Genomic DNA, 18,798 nt, shown 5'->3' on the forward strand with positions numbered 1-18,798 from the left:
TGGTTCGAAATTTTTTGAGAGGTTTTAATTTTAAATCAATTTTTTATGATTAAAAGTACAAAAGACATTTTTTTAAAAAAATTTTTAACAACCATTTACCTGTTTTTGGTGCTTTTTGTTTCTGGTTGTGCCAACTCTAACGGACCTTTTTTAAACTTAATTCCTGAAGAAAAAGAGATAGAATTAGGGAACCTATATGTCTATCCTGCTATAGATGAATATGATGGGCTTTATCCTGAGAAAATGGTGCAAGAGTATGTATCAGGCTTAGGACAAAGGCTTGCCAGGTTTTCTGAAAGAAAGCTCCCTTATAAATTCTATGTAGTAAACTCTGACGTGGTAAATGCCTTTGCTCTACCAGGAGGTCCGGTGATAGTTACCAGAGGTCTACTTTTAACCTTAGACAAAGAAAGTCAGCTTGCTGGGGTTTTAGCCCACGAAATAGGACATATAACCGCTAAACATCATGTAAAAATGTTAGAAAAACAGCTGGCCCTAAACTTTCTTCTTCAAATAGGAAGCCTGTTAGTCCCACAAGACCTTACAGGAGAAATTTTGTTAAAATTAGGGGCTGTGTCTGCTTCACTACTCCAGCTTAAGTTTAGTAGAGATCAAGAAAAAGAGGCAGACTACTATGGTTTTCTCTTTGCCTATAAAGCAGGATATTCTCCGCAAGGCATGATAGAGGTCTTTGAAAAGTTTAAACAGATGGAAAAAGAACGACCTCCTGAATGGCTTTCTACCCACCCCTTACCTGAAACGAGAATTAAAGAAGCTCAAAACTATATCAACACCTTTAAACCCTCTGGTGCCTTTATCTCTGACACCGAAAAATTTCAAAAAATAAAAAACTTGTTGGTTACCACTAAACCTTCTTACCAACAAGTATCCAAAGGTAAGGCTGAGTATAAGAAAAAGAACTTCGATGCAGCAGAAGCTTATTTTAAAGAAGCCTTAAGTTTATATCCTCAAAACACTGTGGCCTTGGTTTACTTAGCTTCTATTAGGTTAGAAAAGAAAGATTTTGAGGGTGCAAAAACCTATGCCATAAAAGCTGTAGAAATAGACCCTAACTTTTTCTCAGCTCAGCTAATCGCAGGTATTTCCTGCTTCAAGATAGGAGAATTAAGTAATTCCCTTGTTTACTTAGAAAAGGCCTCACAGCTTATTCCTTTTAACGGGATTTCTTATTATTATAAAGGTAGAGTTTATGAAACTCAAAAACAATTCTCTTTAGCCTTAAAAAACTATCAAAAAGCCTTAGAATTAGGCCCAAAACAAGCCTCTTGGTATTCTGACTGTAAAGCACGATATGAACGATTGAGACTACATTAAGTATGAAAAAAATGGATAATCTCTTAGACCTTTTATTAACCTCTTTACCTTGGGTTGTAACCTTTAAGACTTCAGGGGTAACCACCTCTCTTCTACTACCTCCTTTAGTTGCTTTTGTCATCTCTTTTCTCTGTGCCTCTGGAGGAATAAGCGGTGCTTTTTTACTTTTACCTTTTCAGGTAAGTGTCCTTAGGTTTACCACTCCTGCGGTTAGTGCAACCAACCATCTTTTTAACGTGTTTGCCATTCCTTTTGGGGTCTATAGGTACTGGAAAGAAAAACGTTTTTTCTATCCGTTAACCTTAATAATTGCTGTAGGCACCTTACCTGGTGTGATTATAGGATATTTTTTAAGAATAGGCTATTTTCAGGAACTGTTAAGATTTAAGCTTTTGGTTGGAGCTGTACTTTTGGTAATAAGCTTAAAGCTTCTTTATGATATCATATTTCCTCCTAAAAAAGATGCCTCTTTTTCTCCAGAACCTCCAAAACTTCTCCAGTTTAACTGGAAAACCTTAGCATTCATCTATGACCATAAAACCTACCAAGTAAGTTCTTTAGCTATATCTCTGGTTGCTTTTTTTATAGGGATTATAGGTGGTATTTATGGGATAGGAGGAGGGGCGTTGATGGCCCCTATCTTGCTTGGGTTTTTTCACCTACCTCCTTACGTGTTTGCTGGGGCCACTCTTTTTGGAACTTGTTTAACCTCAGTCGTGGGAGTATTGGTTTTTACCTTTGGAGGGAATCCACCAGACTGGGCGCTTGGAGCTCTTTTAGGTTTAGGAGGAGCAGCTGGACTATATTTAGGAGCTAAAGCTCAAAAAAGAATGCCTCAAAAGCTTATAAGGGTTATCATAACAGCGTTGGTGCTTTTTATAAGCTTAAGATACCTCTATTCTTACTTTATGCGGTAAAAACATCGTCATAAAAAAGTTTTAACCTAACCTTTTTTAATTCCTTTAAGGTGGTAAGCATAAGATATTCAGTGATATCTATTTTCTGAGCCAGTTCTTCTATCAACTTTATTTCCTCTTCGTTTTTAAAATGACACATCGTATATAGGTTATAATCCCAAAAAGGATAGGTCTTTCTTTCATAACAATGTGTGATAAAGGTTTTGTTGGTAACTTCCTTAACAAAACTTTCTATCTTCTTTTGAGGTACCTTCCAGGCTACCATGACGTTGGTTTTATATCCTAAACGGTCATGTTTTACCAAAGCCCCAAACCTTCTTAAACCACCTTGTTTTTGGACTTCCATCAACCAAGAAAAAATCTCTTCTTCTCTAACACCAAGTTTTTCAGCTATAGGTTTAAAAGGTTCTTTTATCAAAGGAAGAGGCTCTTGAAGATGTTTGACAAACCAAACATCTTTTTCTGAAAAACTTTCCTCTGTTTGCTTTTGAAACCCTATCTCTTCGTTTTTTTCGTTTTCGTAACCTTCTACCTCTAAAACCGTAGATATTTTAAAAACCCTTAAAGCAGGTAAAAACAAAAAATCTTCTATTTGGCATCGCTTACAAAGGTTGTCTGCTTCAGTCAAAAGGTCTTTTCCTGGGGGCACTACCAGAATAAACCAAAGGTTGTAATCATGAGATCTTAAGTAGTTATGACTTACCCCTTGATGGCTGTTTATGATCTCTATTGTCTGAATAAGGTTTTCTTCCTTAGCCCTTAAGGCAAAAAGCCCAGACCTATGTCCAAAAAAAGAAGGGTTAAAAACTGCAGAAACCTGTCTTATTATTCTCTTTTCTTGCAACTCTCTAACTTTTTCTAAAAAAAAATCTTCTTCTAAACCAACCTTTTCAGCTAAACGTAAAAAGGGCCTATTTTCTAAGGGAAAATCTTTTTGGATAACAGAAAGAATCTTTTTCTCAACATCCATACGTTAAGAACTATAAATAAGAAAATTCTTTAAAAACTTTATCCTTTGAGGATGTTTAAGTTTACGCAGGGCGATGTTTTCTATCTGTCTGATCCTTTCTTTAGTAACCCCAAACTTGTTTCCAACCTCCTCTAAAGTGTAGGATTCTCTTTCACCTATTCCAAACCTTAGCCTTATAATTTTTTCCTCCCTGGGGGACAAACTCTTTAGAAGTTCTCTTACTTTTTCTGATAGAGCTTGGTTAAAGGTAATTTCATCAGGTTTTAAAGCTTTCTGGTCTTCTATGAAATCTCTTAGTGTAGAATCGTCTTCTTCTCCTATGTTAGTTTCCAGAGAAATAGGTTGTTTCATAATTTTGAAGATGTAGTTAAGTTTTTCTATAGAAAGGCCTGTCTCCTTAGAAAGTTCTTCTAAAGTTGGATCTCTACCATATTCTTGATAAAACTTGTTAGAAATAAGCTTACTTATTTTGTATATAGTTTCTATTATATGAAGGGGGATCCTTATGGTCCTGGTATTTTCTGCCAGATACCTGGTGATAGACTGTCTTATCCACCAGGTTGCATAGGTGCTAAACTTAAATCCTTTTCGGTAATCAAATTTTTCTATGGCTTTAAGAAGACCTATGTTTCCTTCCTGGATTAAATCAGAAAGAAACATCCCTTTAGGAGAATACTTGCGGGCTATAGAAATGATAAGCCTAAGATTAGATTTTACCAACTCCTCTTTGCAGGCCTTTATAACTTGACAGGCTTTAAAAATCTTTTCTCCACTTTGGTATACCTTCTCTAAGGGCTCTCCAAAGAATTCATCAAAATGCTTCATAAACTTACAATGTTCGTTTACTTCTTTTACCAGCTTGTCTAAATCTATCTTATCGATGGAAAATCTTTTTGCTAAACGGAGAAAATTAATCTGTCTTCCGTTAACTGAAAAAATTTTTTCTATCGTGATAGGCTTGATCTCGTATTTAGTTTGCAGTTTATTTTTTAATCTATTTAGGTTGTTAACCCTTTGATAGGTTTCTAAAATCTCACAACAAAGCTCATCTAAGAGCAGTTTACTTGGTCTTACTTGATAAATAAGTTCTATGGTCTTTTCCAACAGCTCAGGGTTAACACCATGAGAATTAAAAGACTCTAAAATGTCACTTAAGCTTTGCTTTAAACTTTGTATCCAATGTTCAAACTTTTCTTTATGTTTTTGTAATTCATCACAGTCCTTAAAAAGCAGTCCTAACTTGCCATGTCTTTCTGATTGAATAACCAGATGAAAAAACTTGGCAGTAGTAGCATAATAACTGAGGACCTCACTCAATATCTCCCTTTCCTTTTCTTCTATAGTCCTTCCTATCCTTATTTCATCTTCTTTGGTAAGAAGTTTATGAGAAAAAACTTCCTTAAAATAAATCTTTATAGGGTCTTCGTCTTTAACTCCAGACCTTTTTTCCTCTTCTTCAGGTAGCCAGAAATTTTCTGAAGAAACCTCCTCTAAGAGCATTTCCTCTTCTTCAAAAAGACAAAAGGTTTTTTTGTTTCGGAGGCTCATTCAATCCTCCTTTGTTTAAAAATTTTTATGCAAACTTTTATTTTAACTCTCTACTTTGTCTAAACCACAAACTTTATTGATCAAGGTGGCTTTTAAAAGACAAAGATATTGATTTTTTTCTTCTTTTGCCCCTACATTTTCTAAATTTTTTATGCTCTCTGCAAGTTTTTTTAACTCCAGCTTGATTAAAGACTTTTGGAGAAAGGATTTTATGTCTTTGAGAACCTCCTCTCGACTTTCAAAAGGAGGGCTAAAAAGAAGGTCGCTTAGAATAGACTGAAATTCAGGATCAGAGACACAAGAAAGCTCTCCCAGCCCTTTTTTCAAACTCTCGATTAACATTTTTAAAAAAACCGTATACTTAGAACCACAAGCTTCTAAATACTTAGAAAGTCCTGACTCCTCTAAAATTTCTAAATCTTCAGGATAACTTACTAAGTATTGAGCAATCATCCTTAAACAACTATCTTCCTTAGGTTCAACCAAACTCTTTTCAGAAGATGAAATAAATATAGCAGGTTTTTTAGATACTTCCTTTTTAGATAAACTTTTTAAAATCTCTGTTTCAGACAAATCCAGTTTAAAGCTCAATTCCTTAGCTACTTTTTTCTTTAAAAACGGGTCTTCTATACCCTGAAAAACCTCAATCAATTCTTGATAGGCCTTAGAAGGATTTTGTTTGAATTTGTCTTGGAAAAAAGAAGCAACAAAGGAAATTCCATCTTGGGTTAAATCCTTTATTTTTTCCTTAATCTCTGAGGAATTCATCTTAATTTTTTGGACAAAAGAATCAGGATCCTCCCCTTCAGGTAAAACGACACATTTAGGTAAAATCCCTTCTTTTACAAACAAAGACACAGCCCTTACCGTAGCTTTTTTCCCAGCTTCATCGCCGTCGTAACACACCAATATCTCTTCTGATAATCCTTTAAGAATCTTTACATGATTAGGGGTAAGGGCTGTACCACAGGTAGCAACCGTATTTCTTATCCCAGCCTCCCAGAAAGAAAGGAAATCAAAGTATCCCTCTACTAAAAAACAGGTTTTTTCTTTCTTGATATATTCTTTAGCCTGATAAAAACCATAAAGGATTTCTGATTTTTTATAAATCTTAGACTCTGGGGTATTTAAATACTTGGGCTCATCTTCTTTAACAAGGGCCCTTCCTCCAAAACCAACACATTCTCCTTTGGAATTAAAAACAGGAAAAATTATCCTAAACTTAAAAAGGTCTACAAAAGAACCATCTTGTACTTGTTTGATCAAGCCAAGCTCTTCTGCGTGTTTGAATTCTTCTTTCGAGGTTCTTAAATAGCTAGTTAATACCCTACCTTCTTGAGGAGCAAAACCTAACAGGAAATGCTTTATAGTTTCCTCAGAAAGACCTCTTTCTAAAAGATATTCTCTTCCTTCTTTAGCCCCGGGATGAAAAAACAGCAAATGATGGTAAAACTTGGCTACTTTATAAGCCAGACTAACAAGCTCGTTTTCTTTTCTTTTTTCTAGAAAAATCTTCTCTTCTACATAAATCCCCGCTTTCTCTGCTAATTCTAAGATAGCTTCTTTAAAAGATAACCCCTTTATCTTCATGTAAAAAGTCACCACATCCCCAGACTCTCCACATCCAAAACATTTGAAAATCTGTTTCTCAGGACTGACTACAAAAGAAGGGGTTTTCTCTGAATGAAAAGGACAAAGCCCTACAAAATTTTTGCCTACCCTCTTTAACCTTACATAGTTAGACACTACTTCTACAAGGTCATAGATTTCTTTTATCTTTTCAAAAAGTCCTTCCAAAGGTTACCTCTGTGAACTTTGTTTGGTCTTTAAAGTTAAAGTATTAAAGATAAAGATTGAAAGAAATTTTTTCATCAAAAATTTTATAATACACTTTTTTAAATATGCAATAGTAAAATAAAAAAACCTCCTTAATAGTTTTTTTCCAAGAAAACTACGGTAACCCCTGTCCCTCCCTTACTTTGTTCTGCAAACCTAAATTCTCTTACCAGAGGATGGTTTTTCAGATGTTTATGAATAGCTTCTCTTAACCTTCCTGACCCATGCCCATGAACAAGATAAACCTCAGCTACCCCTTCTAAAAAACTCCTGTTAAGTTCTTTTTCTACCTCTTCCAAAGCCTCATCCACTGTCAAACCCAAAAGATAAACGCTTTTCCTAATTCCTTTAGATATTTGAGACGTAGGAGAAGCTTTTAGAGAAAAGCCCTGAAATTGATTTGATTTTAGTGTATGATTCTCTAAGATAACCTTAGATAACCTTTCTAAGGGTAACTCTAATTTTAAAGCACCACACACAACCTCTGCTAAACTATTATTTTTTATCTTTATAACCTTTCCTTTCTGATTAAACCCTTTTATTAATACATAATCTCCTTCCTGAATAGTTTCTTCTTTTTGACTTTCTTTTAAAACCTTAGCCACAAACTTCTCAAACTCTTTAATCCCACCCTTTTTACCTATACCCTTTTCACTCAATTCCTCTATCAGTTTCTTAAACTCCCTTTCCCATTCTTTAAACTTGAGTTCGAGTTGTTTGACATAATGTTTTTCAAGTTCTTCTTTTTTATGGTTAAGTTGAAGCTCTCTTTGCTCTAATTCTTTTTCTTTTTTTTCTAAAGACTCTCTAAGCTTTTTTACCTTATCAAACTCTTTTTCCCAAAGTTTATACCATTCCCAGTATTCTTTATTTTGCAAGTATTCAAAGGCTCTATCTAAAATTCGCTCAGGAATACCTATTTTTTTGGCCAGCTCAAAGGCTAAAGAATCCCCATAAACATCATAAACCAAACTGTAAGTAGGTTCTTTAGTCTCAAGGTCATACTCCATCGTAGCAACCTTTAACCCCTCTATCTTAAACCCTAAGGTTTTCAAAAACTGAGAATGGGTAGTAACCACTACTTTTACCCCTCTTTTTAGAAGCTCTTCCAACACCGCAGCAATAAGTGCCATACCTTTTTCAGGGTCTGTGCCTCTGCCTGGTTCATCAAGAAGCACCAAGGTTTGACTATCTGCCTGGTCTAAAATCTCTTTAAGGCCTCTTAAATGAGAAGAAAAAGAAGACTCGCCCTGAAAGATATCCTGATCATCTCCTATATCAGCAAAAACTTGGGTAAAAACCGGGATTTCAGCTCTTTCTGCAGGTATTAAAAAACCGGTCTGAGCCATTAAACAAATCAAACCTATGGTTTTTAAAGAAACCGTCTTACCACCTAAGTTCGGTCCTGTAATAAGCAACCCCTTTTCTAAGAAAAAATCGTTTCTAACTGCCTTAACCTGTTTTTTTTCGGTTTGAGAAAGTAATAAAAAAGGATGAACTCCTTGCCAGATCTTAAGGCTCCCTTGAGGTTTTAAATCAGGGAAAATCCCTCGATAAACCCTTCCTAAGTTTACCTTACCCCAGGCTACTTCGAACTCCAAATAAAGGTTTTCAAGCTCAAAAAAAAGATCTTTTTTTAGAAATAGCTCTTGAGAAACTTCTTTTAAAATCTTTAGTTCTTCTCTTTGCTCTTGATGACGAAGGGTTTCCAACTCGTTTGAAAGACCTATTATAGAAACTGGTTCTATAAAAGCAGTAGCCCCACTTGAAGAAAGTCCATGGAAAATCCCTTTTACCTTATTTTTAAACTCAACCTTAACAGGAAGAACATACCTACCTTCTTTTTGGGTATAAAGATTTTCCTGTAGATAACCTTTTTTAAAAAAATGTTCTCTAAGTTTATCAAGCTTGGTATAAAGAAGGTCTAAAGCCTCTCTAATTTTCTTTCTTATCACATAAAGTTGATAAGAAGCTTTGTCTTTGAGTTCCTTTCTTTCGTAATCGAGTACACGGTCTAAAACTTGTTGCTCTAACTCCATAACACCTTGATAGACCTCCACAAGCCGAGAAAAAGGAGAATTATTGAGAATTGAAGATAATCTTTTTAAAACTGTAAACCACTGTTTAATCTGAATAAGTTCCAAAGGAAGGAAAACAGAACGTTTTTGAGCCTTAAGAAAAAGAAATCTTAATGATTTAAGGGGGACAAGGTCTAACCTTTCCCCCTTTTCTATAAGATTCCAGAGATAACTTGTTTGCGCCTGAAGTATACAGGCTTTTTCAAAATCAAAATTAGGTAATAATTGTTTTACTTCTTGTTTAACAAAATCACTAACTACATTTTCCGAAAAATAATCTAAAAGTTTAGACCATTCAAGTTTAACAAAAGATTTCAACACTACGTTCTAAAATTTTAGAGGAATACCCTCTTATTTTTCTTTCATTTTTTGTTGCAACTTCTTAAGTTTTTTCAGCAGTTTTTTACGGGCTGCTTGCATCTTTTTTCTACGTCTAACTCCAGGCTTTTCGTAAAACTCTCTTTTTTTAACCTCAGAAAGTATTTTTGTTTTTTCTACAAGTCTTTTAAATCTTTTTAAAGCTTGTTCTAAAGACTCTCCTTCTTTAACGACTATCCCCGCCAAAAGATAACCCCTCCTTTTTTTAAAATTTTGGTTTAGTCTAACGGGTTTTCTGATTTTGTCAAGTTTTTAAAAGGCTTAATATGTATTTTATAATAAGGTTTACAAACACCCAAAAACTAAAGCACAAAACTTTTAAAAGGGTTGTTTTTTAAAAATTATTAAATAAAATTATTGTATATGGAGAATACTGCAAAACAATTAAAAGATTTACTTATTGAAAATCTCAACAACTTTCTTGTTTTCAAAAAAATTCTAGAGGATTACGAACAAAAAATCCAACCTTATGAGCTTTTAGACATTTTAATAAGTCTTCTTCAAAAAAAAGAGGCATTAAGTAAAGAGGTAGAGATTTTCCTCTTGTCAAAGCTTGCCTATATTTGCGAAAATATCTATGAATTTAAAAAGGCCTTTAACATCTACAAACAGCTATTTATTTCTACTTCTGACCCTAAATATTTAGAAAAAACAGAAAAACTTCAGGTACTAAAGAAGCTTGAACGATTAAAGTTTGTTTTTAAAAAACTTAATCTTAAAATAGAAGAACTTTTAAAACTTTATACCGAAAGTTTAGAAACTAACAAAAGCTTAGAACTTTTACTTATAGAACGTTATAAAGTGAAGAAGTCAGAAATACTTGAGTCTGTTAAAAACGTTTATCAAATCCCGGTTATTGACGCAAGAGATTTAACAAAGTATTCTAAAATGCCTCAAGTTTTAGGGGTAAAAAAACAGTTTTTTTTAGATGCTCTTTGTGTACCCCTAAAAGAAACCGGTAGGATTTATCTCGTCTGTTATGATCCTGAAGACCAAGAAAACATAGAAAAAGTTAAAAAAGTCCTTCAACTTTCTTCTGAAAACTTGGTGTTAAGTTTTGCGATCAAAGAAGATTTGATAGCTATAATAGACAGCTATTTTTCCGAAGAAATGTTGCCTATACTAGAAAGGACCGAGATAGAAGAGGTACAGGAAGAGGAAGAAATAGAAGATGTATCTTTGATAGATAGTGCCATCGTTCAACTGGTGAATTTCATCATAGAAGAAGCTTATAAAAGACGAGCCTCAGACATTCATTGGGAAAGTTTAACCGGGAAGAAGGGGTTGCAAGTAAGGTTTAGAGTGGATGGAGAGTGCTTTCAGTATTCTACCATCCCTGAACATCAGAAAAGACAGGTTATCTCTCGTATTAAAATCATGGCCAATCTTAACATTGCAGAAAAAAGATTACCCCAAGACGGAAAGATAAAATTTAGAACCAAAGAAGGCAAAGAGTTTGAAATAAGGGTAGCCACCATTCCTACCATCGAAAATAATGAAGACGTAGTTATGAGAATTTTAGGAGGGATCGAGTTTAGACAATTAGAAGAAATAGACCTATTAGAAGAAAACTACCAAAACTTCAAAAAAATTTTAGACTATCCCTATGGGTTGATCTTAGTAGTAGGGCCTACTGGTTCAGGTAAAACCACAACCCTTCATGCTGCTTTAAAATATTTAAATAAGCCAAACAAAAAAATCTGGACAGCTGAAGACCCAGTAGAAATAGTACAAGAAGGTCTTCGTCAGGTACAAGTTAACCCTAAGATCGGGCTTACCTTTGCCAAAGTACTTCGAGCCTTTTTACGTGCAGACCCTGACATCATCATGATAGGAGAAACAAGAGATGAAGAAACAGCTCATACTTTAATAGAGGCCTCTCTTACCGGCCATTTAGTTTTAAGCACCTTACATACTAACAGTGCCCCTGAAACCATCACCAGACTTTTAGGGATGGGTATAGATCCGTTTAACTTTGCAGACGCTTTACTGGGAGTTCTTGCTCAAAGATTGACTAAAAGACTCTGCAAAGAATGCAAGGAACTTTATACCCCTTCAGAAGAAGAGATAGAACGTCTTAAAAGAGAATACGGATTTCATCCTACTAAACCTCTGACCGATGAAATGATTGAAAAAGCTACTTTTTTCAGGCCTGTAGGGTGTCCTCAGTGTAACTATACAGGTTTTAAAGGTAGGATGGCTATACATGAACTTCTTATTCCTGATGAAGAAATAAGAGAATACATTATAAAAAACAAACCTGCTAACGAGATTAGAAACTTAGCTATCACTAAAGGATTTACGACCCTTAAACAAGACGGTATTTTAAAAGTTTTAAAAGGCGAAACTACCTTAAAACAAGTGCTTGCTGTAACCGTAAGGTAAATGCCTTTACCTTCACCGATCAAATTTAAAAAAGTATGGAAAGTAAAGACTAACCAAGACATATCTGAGTTTGAAGATTTATTAGCAACAGAAACCAAAGTTAGGCTTCTGATAAACGAACAGGAAATCCTCTCCCTTGCAGCAACCCCTATGCACCTTAAAGAACTAATCGTAAGTTTTATCCTTACAGAAGGTCTGATACAGGATGTCTGGTGTCCGGAAGAACTTGAATTAATAGAAAAAAACGGAGAGGTCATCGCTAAAGTATATACCTATGAAAAAGTGGATCTTCCTTCAAAAACTCTTTCTTCAGGATGCTTTGCCTCATACAGTTTTCTCTCTGAGATACAACCTTATAACTCTTTTAATTTTAAGGTTGACAAAAACTCTATATTTAACTTGTTTAAAGCTTTTGTTAGAAAAGCAGAACTATTTAAACTCACAGGTTGTTTGCACTCAGCAGCCATTTGTAGCCAAGAAGACATAATTTTTTATGCAGAAGACATAGGAAGACATAATGCGGTCGACAAAGTATTAGGATATGCCCTTTTAAATGGTCTTTCCTTCGAAGACAAGCTTATCCTCGTAAGCGGTAGGATTTCTTCAGAAATGGTACTTAAGGTGGGGAGATGGAAAATTCCCTTTTTAATAAGCCGCAGTGCACCCACCTCCTTAGCCGTTGAACTTGCTGAAAAAATCGGAGTCACTTTAATAGGCTTTTTACGAGGTGAAAGGTTTAATGTTTATACCTACCCTCAAAGAATATTAGAGTTTGCAAACCACGGAGGGTCAAATGGGAATTAAAATCGGATTTTATGGAGGAGCGGGAGGGGTAACGGGAAGTTGTTTTCTTTTGAACATAAGAAATACAAAGATCTTGGTTGATTGTGGGCTTTTCCAGGGACTTGAGAGTTCAAAAAACCAGAACTCTTTTCCTTTTGACCCTAAGGAAATCTCTTATCTTATTCTTACTCATGCCCATATCGACCATTGTGGAAGGCTTCCTCTTTTAGTAAAAGAAGGCTTCAGAGGCAAAATCATCTGTACTAAACCTACTTCTCAAATAGCTAAGATTATGCTTCTTGACGCAGCAAAAGTGATGAGAGAGCATTATAAAACGCTATACAAAAAATCGATTAAGAGAGGATTAGACCTACCTCCTCCCCCTCTTTATGACGAATATGATGTAGTAGAAAGTTTTAACTTTTTTAAAATAAACCTCAACTTTAATACACCTTTGATTTTAGAAAACAAAATAAAAGTCCTTTTTAAAGACGCAGGCCATATACTTGGGTCCTGTTTTGTTCAGATAGAAGACTTAGAGACCAAACAAAAAATAACCTTTTCTGGAGATTTAGGAAATAAGAACAAACCTATCGTAAAAGACTTTGACTATCCCTTACCTACAGACTTTTTATGTATAGAAACCACTTATGCAGATAGAGATCATAAATCTTTTGAAGAATCAAAAAAAGAACTGTTAGAAGCAATTCTTGAAACCTTCGAAAGAGGAGGAAACGTCTTTATTCCCACTTTTGCTCTCGAGAGAGCTCAAGAAATTCTTTACACGTTGAGAGAATTTTATGAACAAAAACTTCTTCCCCCTTGCTATGTCTTTTTAGATAGTCCTCTTGCCATCAAGGCTACCAAAATATTTAAAGACAACCCTGAATTTTTTGATGAAGAGGCTTATAAAGTGTTTACTCAAAAAGACCCTTTTGAGTTCCCCTATCTAACCCTTACAGAAGACGTAGAAGAATCTAAACAGATAAATAACGTAAGATCACGGGCTATAATCATTGCGGGAAATGGCACTATTACTGGAGGAAGAATTCTTCATCACCTAAGAAACAACATATATCGCCCAGAATGTAGTTTGGTTTTTGTAGGTTTTCAGCCTAAGGGAACCTTAGGGAGGCTCATCGTAGATGGAGCTAAAAAAATACATATTTTTAGTGAAGAACTACCTGTTCGACTAAAGGTTTACACCATAAACGGTTTTTCCTCCCATGCAGGACAAAAGGAGTTGTTAGAATGGATTTCTCGTTTAGACCATGTTAAAAAATTGTTTTTAGTACATGGAGAACCTGAAAAGATGGAGGTCTTTAAAAAAATCCTTTTAGAAAAATATCCTGAAAAATTTGATGAAATCCATATTCCAGCATTATTTGAAGAGATGGTTTTAAACTAAGCAAAAAAATTGGAGTAAGACATGGAAAAAGAGAGATTAGTTCCAGATACAAGTATTTTTACCAATCCTGACGTTTATAAACAGTTTGGTTCAAACCCTTCAGAAGCCTTCACTAACTTTCTTTTAATGGTAGCAGAATTAGAAGGAGAGATAAACGTTTATTTACCAAGTTCTGTGTTCGAAGAGCTAAAAAGGATGCTTAACAACCTTAAACTCCCTCCTAAAGCAAGATCAGTGCTTAAGGTGAAATCTCCCAAAAAATATGAACTCTATATCCCTGCTTTTTTGATGTATGAATTTATAGAAGAATTAAGAAATAGGATCAACAAAGGCCTTAGAGTAGCCGAAGAGGCGGTAAAAGCCTCTACTTATAAAAAACCTGAAGAGGTCCTTAAATTTTTAAGAAGAAGATATAGAGAAGTATTAAGGGAAGGGATAGTTGACTCTAAAGAGGACTTAGAGATTATCCTTTTAGCCCTTGAGCTCGATGCCCTTGTACTTTCTGCAGACAAAGGGGTTCTCAACATGGCTGATAAGTTAGGCCTAAGATACCTTGAACCTCAGGATATAAAAGAAACCTTAGAGGGATTTAAACTCTGGTAAGGGTTTTATAGTTTCAACTCGTTAAACATTATGTCTTGAAGTATAATTTCAGCTAAATCTTGAGAAAGAAGTTTTAAGGCCTCTTCTCTACCAGGGTCTAAAAAATTAACCACCTGTTGTTGAGCTACACGATAAATCTCATAACGGCTAATCGGTCGTTTTAAAATAACCTTTCCGGTTTTTCTTTCGATAAGCTGATATTCTCCCTCAAAAGATATCTTTCTTTCTTTAGTAACCAAAAAAGTTTCATAAGAAATCGGATCTAAGTAGACCTTTTTCACCTCACCTTTTAAAATCAGATCTGCTTTTTCTTCATCATATACAGGAAGTAAAAACTGACCTTGTGCAAACTTATGTCTTAGGTAATAAGAAAGATATTCTCCCAAAGAAGTTTCAGAAGAATAGTTTTTCCACGGGGGGATATAAATAGTCTTCCAGTCTTCTTTTAAATATAAAGGGCGCTGGTAAAAACTATAACCACAACCTAAAAGTATAAAACTAAACCACAAAATTAATAAGTTTCTTAGGGACAAAAACCACATTTTTGATTGTTTTTCCTTCTAAATATTTTTTTACCTTTGGTCTTTCTTTTATCATGGCTTCTAACTCTTCTTTAGTAGCCTCAACCGAAACCTCTACTTGATCTCTCACCTTACCGTTCACCTGAACTACAAGCGTATAGGTCTCATCTATCAACCAAGCTTCTTCGTACTCAGGGAAACGTTCGCAGGAAATAAAAGTCTTATTTCCAAGCTCTTGCCATAACTCTTCTGCCAAATGAGGACATACAGGAGATATAAGCAACACCACCTTTTCTAGACACTCTTTTATTAGTTTTTTATGCACCATGTTGTTTAAATCCATTTCTTTTAGATAATCCTGAAATAGGTTTAAAAATTCCATGATAGCTGCAATTCCCGTGTTAAACCTGAGTCTTTTTTCAAAATCTTCAGAAACTTTTTTAATCGTCTTGTGGAGTTTTTTTCTAAGAGGCACTAATTTGGGATCAAGGTTTTTAAACTCTTCGGAGGTATAATTTATTTCTTTTAAAACTTCTGCATAATCTACCACTAAATGGTAAAGTCTTTTTAAAAACCTATATGCTCCTTCTATACCATGGTCACTCCACTCAAGGTCTTTTTCAGGTGGAGCTGCAAAGGAGATAAAAAGTCTTACGGTGTCTGCTCCGTATTTTTTAATCATCACATCAGGGTCTACTACATTACATTTACTTTTTGACATCTTTTCAAACTTACCTACGATGATTTTTTGATCACATCCTGGTTTTAAACATTTTCCCTCAGGAGAAACCTCTTCAGGATAAACCCATCCATGCACCGGACATTTATAGGTTTCTTTTATAACCATCCCTTGGGTAAGTAATTTTTTAAACGGCTCGTTTATCTTAAAATAACCAAGGTCTCTTAGAACTTTGGTAAAAAATCTGGCATAAAGAAGGTGTAAAATTGCATGTTCTATACCACCAATATACTGGTCTACAGGTAACCAGTAATGGATATCCTCTGGATTAAAAGGTTCAGGATAATCAGGACAGGCAAACCTTGCGAAATACCACGAAGACTCCATAAAAGTATCAAAGGTATCAGTTTCTCGTTTAGCTGGGCCTCCACACTTAGGACAGGTAGTATTAACAAAATCAGATAACAAAGGCAAAGGAGATCTCCCAGTAAAGTCTATTTGAACGTCTGTAGGTAAAACTACCGGAAGGTTTTCCAGTTTTTCAGGAACAATTCCGCATTTATCGCAATAGACCATAGGAATAGGACAACCCCAATATCTTTGTCTTGAAACTCCCCAGTCTCTAAGCCTGTAAGTTATCTTTTTTCGGCCCAAACCTTTTTCTTCGAGATAAGCAGTTATTTTACTTTTTCCTTCTATACTTGGGAGACCGGTAAAAGGTCCTGAATTTACCATAATCCCAGGTTTTTCATAAGCTTCTTTAAGGTCTTCAGGGTTTAAGTTCATACCCTCTGGTTGAATTACTATTTTTATAGGAAGATTATATTTCTTGGCAAACTCAAAGTCTCTTTGGTCGTGCGCAGGAACACACATAATAGCTCCGGTTCCATATTCCATAAGTACAAAATTGGCTGCATACACAGGAAGTTTCTCCCTGGTCAAAGGATGGATAGCATAACTTTCTAAGAATAAACCCTCTTTTTCTGCCATACCTGTTTCAATTTCTCTTCTTTCCTTTCTGACTCTATCTATAAACTCGGCTAGCACCTGAGACAACCCTTTTTTTTCAGCTAATTTTTTAGCTAATGGATGTTCAGGGGAGAGAGAAATAAAGGTAGCACCATAAAGGGTATCAGGGCGGGTGGTGTAAACTATTAAGTCTTCTTCTATGTCTGGTAAAAAGAACTTTATTTCTGCTCCTTCACTTTTCCCTATCCAGTTCCTCTGCATTACAATAACTTTTTCAGGCCAGTATTTCTCAAGCTCATCAAGATCTTTTAAAAGTTCCTCAGCATAAGCTGTTATTCTTAAAAACCAACCTTCCATTTCTTTATAAGTGACCTCAGTTCCACAACGCCAACAACATCCATCCTCCACCTGTTCGTTAGCAAGTACCGTATGGCAAGAAGGGCACCAGTTAACCAACGAGGTTTTCCTATAGGCAAGTCCATTTTCATACATCTCGATAAAAAACCTTTGTTCAAACTTATAATAACTTGGGTCACAAGTAGCTAACTCACGTTTCCAGTCGTAACTAAAACCAAGTTTTTTTAACTGATTTTTCATGTAGGCTATGTTATCATAGGTCCATTTAGCAGGATGAACCCCATGTTTTAAAGCCGCATTTTCTGCAGGGAGTCCAAAAGCATCCCATCCCATAGGATGAAGCACGTTATACCCTTTCATCCTTTTTACTCGGGCTAAAATATCACCTAAGGTATAGTTTCTTACATGCCCCATATGTATTCTTCCGGAAGGATAAGGGAACATTTCAAGAACATAATATTTAGGTTTAGAGGGATCGGTTTTGGCTTCAAAAACCTGATGTTTTTCCCAGAGTTCTTGCCATTTTTCTTCTATAGCAGAAAAATCATACTTTTTCATAAGAACCCCCTTCTACAGAAATAGCTTTTACAGGACAATTCTCTATGGCAGATATACAATCACAAGATTTACATCCCTCAAAATTATAAACCAAAGCCTTTCTTTCTGGACCCCACGTAAAAACCTCAGGACATATCTCTATACAATATCCACAGCCTATACAACTTTCTTGGTCTACTTCTAAGGAAGTAATCATTACATTTCTTCCTTGTAAATATTTTCTACTATAGCTTCAGCAAACTCAGAACATTTAACCTCTTTGGCCCCTTCAAGTTGTCTTGCTAAATCATAAGTCACTATCTTTTGTTGAATGGTTTTGGTAAGACCTTTCCAAATAAGTTCAGCAGCCTCTTTCCATCCAAGATATTCAAGCATCATTTTTCCAGAAAGTATCAAAGAAGAAGGATTAACCTTGTCTAATCCAGCATACTTAGGAGCTGACCCATGGGTAGCCTCAAAAACAGCATATCCATCTCCTATGTTAGCACCAGGTGCCATCCCCAAACCACCTACCTGAGCAGCTAAAGCATCAGAAAGATAGTCCCCGTTTAAGTTAGGAGTAGCAAGTACCCCATAGTCCTCTGGTCTAAGTAAAGCCCACTGAAACATAGCATCGGCTATTCTATCGTTAATGATAACCATACCTTCAGGAACACCCTCGGGGAACTTTTCTTTTAGCTCTTCCTCTAATACTACCTTGTCTGGAAACTCTGCCTTAGCTACCTCATAACCCCAAGCCCTAAAAGCCCCTTCGGTATATTTCATGATGTTACCTTTATGCACCAACGTAACCGTTTTATATCCATTATTTAAGGCATACTGGATAGCTTTTTTTACCAACCTTGCGGTTCCAAACTTACTGATAGGTTTTATCCCTATACCTGAATCTTCCCTTATTTCCTTTCCAAAAGTCTCTTTGATAAACTCTATCAGTTTTTTAGCCTCAGGGGACTCTGCTGGGAACTCTATACCTGCATAAACATCCTCAGTATTTTCTCTAAAAACTACCATGTTTACCTTTTCAGGATGTTTAACAGGTGAGGGGGTACCAGGGATCCATTTTACAGGCCTTACACAGGCATAAAGATCAAGAACCTGTCTTAAAGTAACGTTTAAACTTCTAAAACCTCCTCCTACCGGAGTAGTCAACGGTCCTTTTAAAGCTACTACTGAACTTTTGATAATTTCTAAAGTCTCCTCAGGAAGATAGGTACCTGTCTCTTTATAAGCCTTTTCTCCTGCTAAAACCTCTTTCCATAAGATCTTTTTCTTACCTCCATAAGCCTTGTCAACCGCTGCGTTCAATACCTTTAAAGTAGCCTTCATTATATCAGGCCCAATTCCGTCACCCTCGATATAAGGAATTTCTGGATCGTCAGGTACGATAAGAGAGAAATTTTCACCAATTTTAATCTTAGCCATCCTGTCCCCCTTATAGAAAAATTGATTTTTTTCAAATCTACCACATCTTAG

At 35.5% G+C, this 18,798-nt stretch carries 15 protein-coding genes; 6 read left to right on the forward strand and 9 right to left on the reverse strand.

Going from position 1 to position 18,798, the window contains the following annotated elements; translation table 11 throughout:
* The first annotated feature begins 45 nt into the window (after positions 1 to 45).
* Both HL41_RS04060 and HL41_RS04065 read left to right on the forward strand, forming a co-directional pair.
* The gene (locus HL41_RS04060; RefSeq protein WP_022854913.1) at positions 46 to 1,335 is read left to right on the forward strand and encodes a beta-barrel assembly-enhancing protease; all 1,290 of its coding nucleotides are present in this window, start codon (positions 46 to 48) and stop codon (positions 1,333 to 1,335) included.
* 2 nt (positions 1,336 to 1,337) lie between these two features.
* Entirely contained in the window at positions 1,338 to 2,252 is a 915-nt protein-coding gene (locus tag HL41_RS04065) for a sulfite exporter TauE/SafE family protein (protein ID WP_235181317.1), read from the forward strand.
* Here the strand turns inward: HL41_RS04065 and ahbA are convergent.
* From ahbA to rpsU, 5 genes are all read right to left on the reverse strand, one after another.
* Positions 2,242 to 3,222, reverse strand: coding sequence for a siroheme decarboxylase subunit alpha (ahbA, locus tag HL41_RS04070; protein WP_038060951.1), 981 nt, complete (start codon positions 3,220 to 3,222; stop codon positions 2,242 to 2,244). The two genes, HL41_RS04065 and ahbA, sit on opposite strands and share 11 nt — an antisense overlap.
* A 3-nt stretch (positions 3,223 to 3,225) precedes the next feature.
* Positions 3,226 to 4,770 carry an RNA polymerase sigma factor RpoD/SigA gene (locus HL41_RS04075; protein ID WP_038060954.1) on the reverse strand — a complete coding sequence of 515 codons (1,545 nt, stop codon included), beginning with the start codon at positions 4,768 to 4,770 and terminating at the stop codon, positions 3,226 to 3,228.
* A 42-nt stretch (positions 4,771 to 4,812) separates the two neighbouring features.
* The gene (dnaG, locus tag HL41_RS09035) at positions 4,813 to 6,567 is read right to left on the reverse strand and encodes a DNA primase (protein WP_051754490.1); all 1,755 of its coding nucleotides are present in this window, start codon (positions 6,565 to 6,567) and stop codon (positions 4,813 to 4,815) included.
* Positions 6,568 to 6,698: 131 nt separating this feature from the next.
* Positions 6,699 to 9,002, reverse strand: coding sequence for an endonuclease MutS2 (locus tag HL41_RS04085; RefSeq protein ID WP_038060957.1), 2,304 nt, complete (start codon positions 9,000 to 9,002; stop codon positions 6,699 to 6,701).
* A gap of 33 nt (positions 9,003 to 9,035) precedes the next feature.
* Positions 9,036 to 9,248 carry a 30S ribosomal protein S21 gene (rpsU, locus tag HL41_RS04090; RefSeq protein WP_038060960.1) on the reverse strand — a complete coding sequence of 71 codons (213 nt, stop codon included), beginning with the start codon at positions 9,246 to 9,248 and terminating at the stop codon, positions 9,036 to 9,038.
* A 177-nt stretch (positions 9,249 to 9,425) separates the two neighbouring features.
* Between rpsU and HL41_RS04095 the strand changes: the two genes are divergently transcribed.
* Genes HL41_RS04095 through HL41_RS04110 form a run of 4 tightly spaced genes read left to right on the forward strand, consistent with a single transcriptional unit; the run spans position 9,426 to position 14,241 of the window.
* Positions 9,426 to 11,447 (forward strand): GspE/PulE family protein, encoded by a 2,022-nt coding sequence (locus tag HL41_RS04095; RefSeq protein ID WP_038060962.1) that lies wholly within the window; start codon positions 9,426 to 9,428, stop codon positions 11,445 to 11,447.
* Positions 11,448 to 12,251: a formate dehydrogenase accessory sulfurtransferase FdhD gene (gene fdhD / locus HL41_RS04100; RefSeq protein ID WP_051754491.1), complete on the forward strand. Its 804-nt coding sequence runs from the start codon at positions 11,448 to 11,450 to the stop codon at positions 12,249 to 12,251.
* Positions 12,241 to 13,638 (forward strand): MBL fold metallo-hydrolase RNA specificity domain-containing protein, encoded by a 1,398-nt coding sequence (locus tag HL41_RS04105; RefSeq protein ID WP_200870722.1) that lies wholly within the window; start codon positions 12,241 to 12,243, stop codon positions 13,636 to 13,638. The genes fdhD and HL41_RS04105 overlap by 11 nt, the downstream gene beginning before the upstream one ends.
* A 21-nt stretch (positions 13,639 to 13,659) precedes the next feature.
* Positions 13,660 to 14,241 carry an RNA ligase partner protein gene (locus HL41_RS04110; protein WP_038060965.1) on the forward strand — a complete coding sequence of 194 codons (582 nt, stop codon included), beginning with the start codon at positions 13,660 to 13,662 and terminating at the stop codon, positions 14,239 to 14,241.
* 5 nt (positions 14,242 to 14,246) lie between these two features.
* Here HL41_RS04110 and lptE read toward each other — a convergent pair whose 3' ends face one another.
* The 4 genes from lptE to icd are packed head-to-tail and all read right to left on the reverse strand — an operon-like array spanning position 14,247 to position 18,747.
* On the reverse strand, positions 14,247 to 14,750 hold the full coding sequence (gene lptE / locus HL41_RS04115; protein ID WP_169740796.1) for an LPS assembly lipoprotein LptE: 504 nt from the start codon (positions 14,748 to 14,750) through the stop codon (positions 14,247 to 14,249).
* Positions 14,740 to 17,325, reverse strand: a complete 2,586-nt coding sequence (leuS, locus tag HL41_RS04120) for a leucine--tRNA ligase (protein WP_038060971.1) — start codon at positions 17,323 to 17,325, stop codon at positions 14,740 to 14,742. The genes lptE and leuS overlap by 11 nt, the downstream gene beginning before the upstream one ends.
* A complete protein-coding gene (locus tag HL41_RS04125; RefSeq protein WP_038060974.1) occupies positions 17,312 to 17,521 on the reverse strand; it encodes a ferredoxin in 210 nt (69 codons plus the stop codon). Before HL41_RS04125 ends, leuS begins: the two co-directional genes overlap by 14 nt.
* Complete coding sequence (gene icd, locus HL41_RS04130) at positions 17,521 to 18,747, reverse strand: isocitrate dehydrogenase (NADP(+)) (protein WP_038060976.1); 1,227 nt, start codon at positions 18,745 to 18,747, stop codon at positions 17,521 to 17,523. Before icd ends, HL41_RS04125 begins: the two co-directional genes overlap by 1 nt.
* Positions 18,748 to 18,798: the final 51 nt, after the last annotated feature.

Origin of the sequence: Thermodesulfobacterium commune DSM 2178 (assembly GCF_000734015.1) — a bacterium.
Taxonomy (GTDB): Bacteria; Desulfobacterota; Thermodesulfobacteria; order Thermodesulfobacteriales; family Thermodesulfobacteriaceae; genus Thermodesulfobacterium; species Thermodesulfobacterium commune.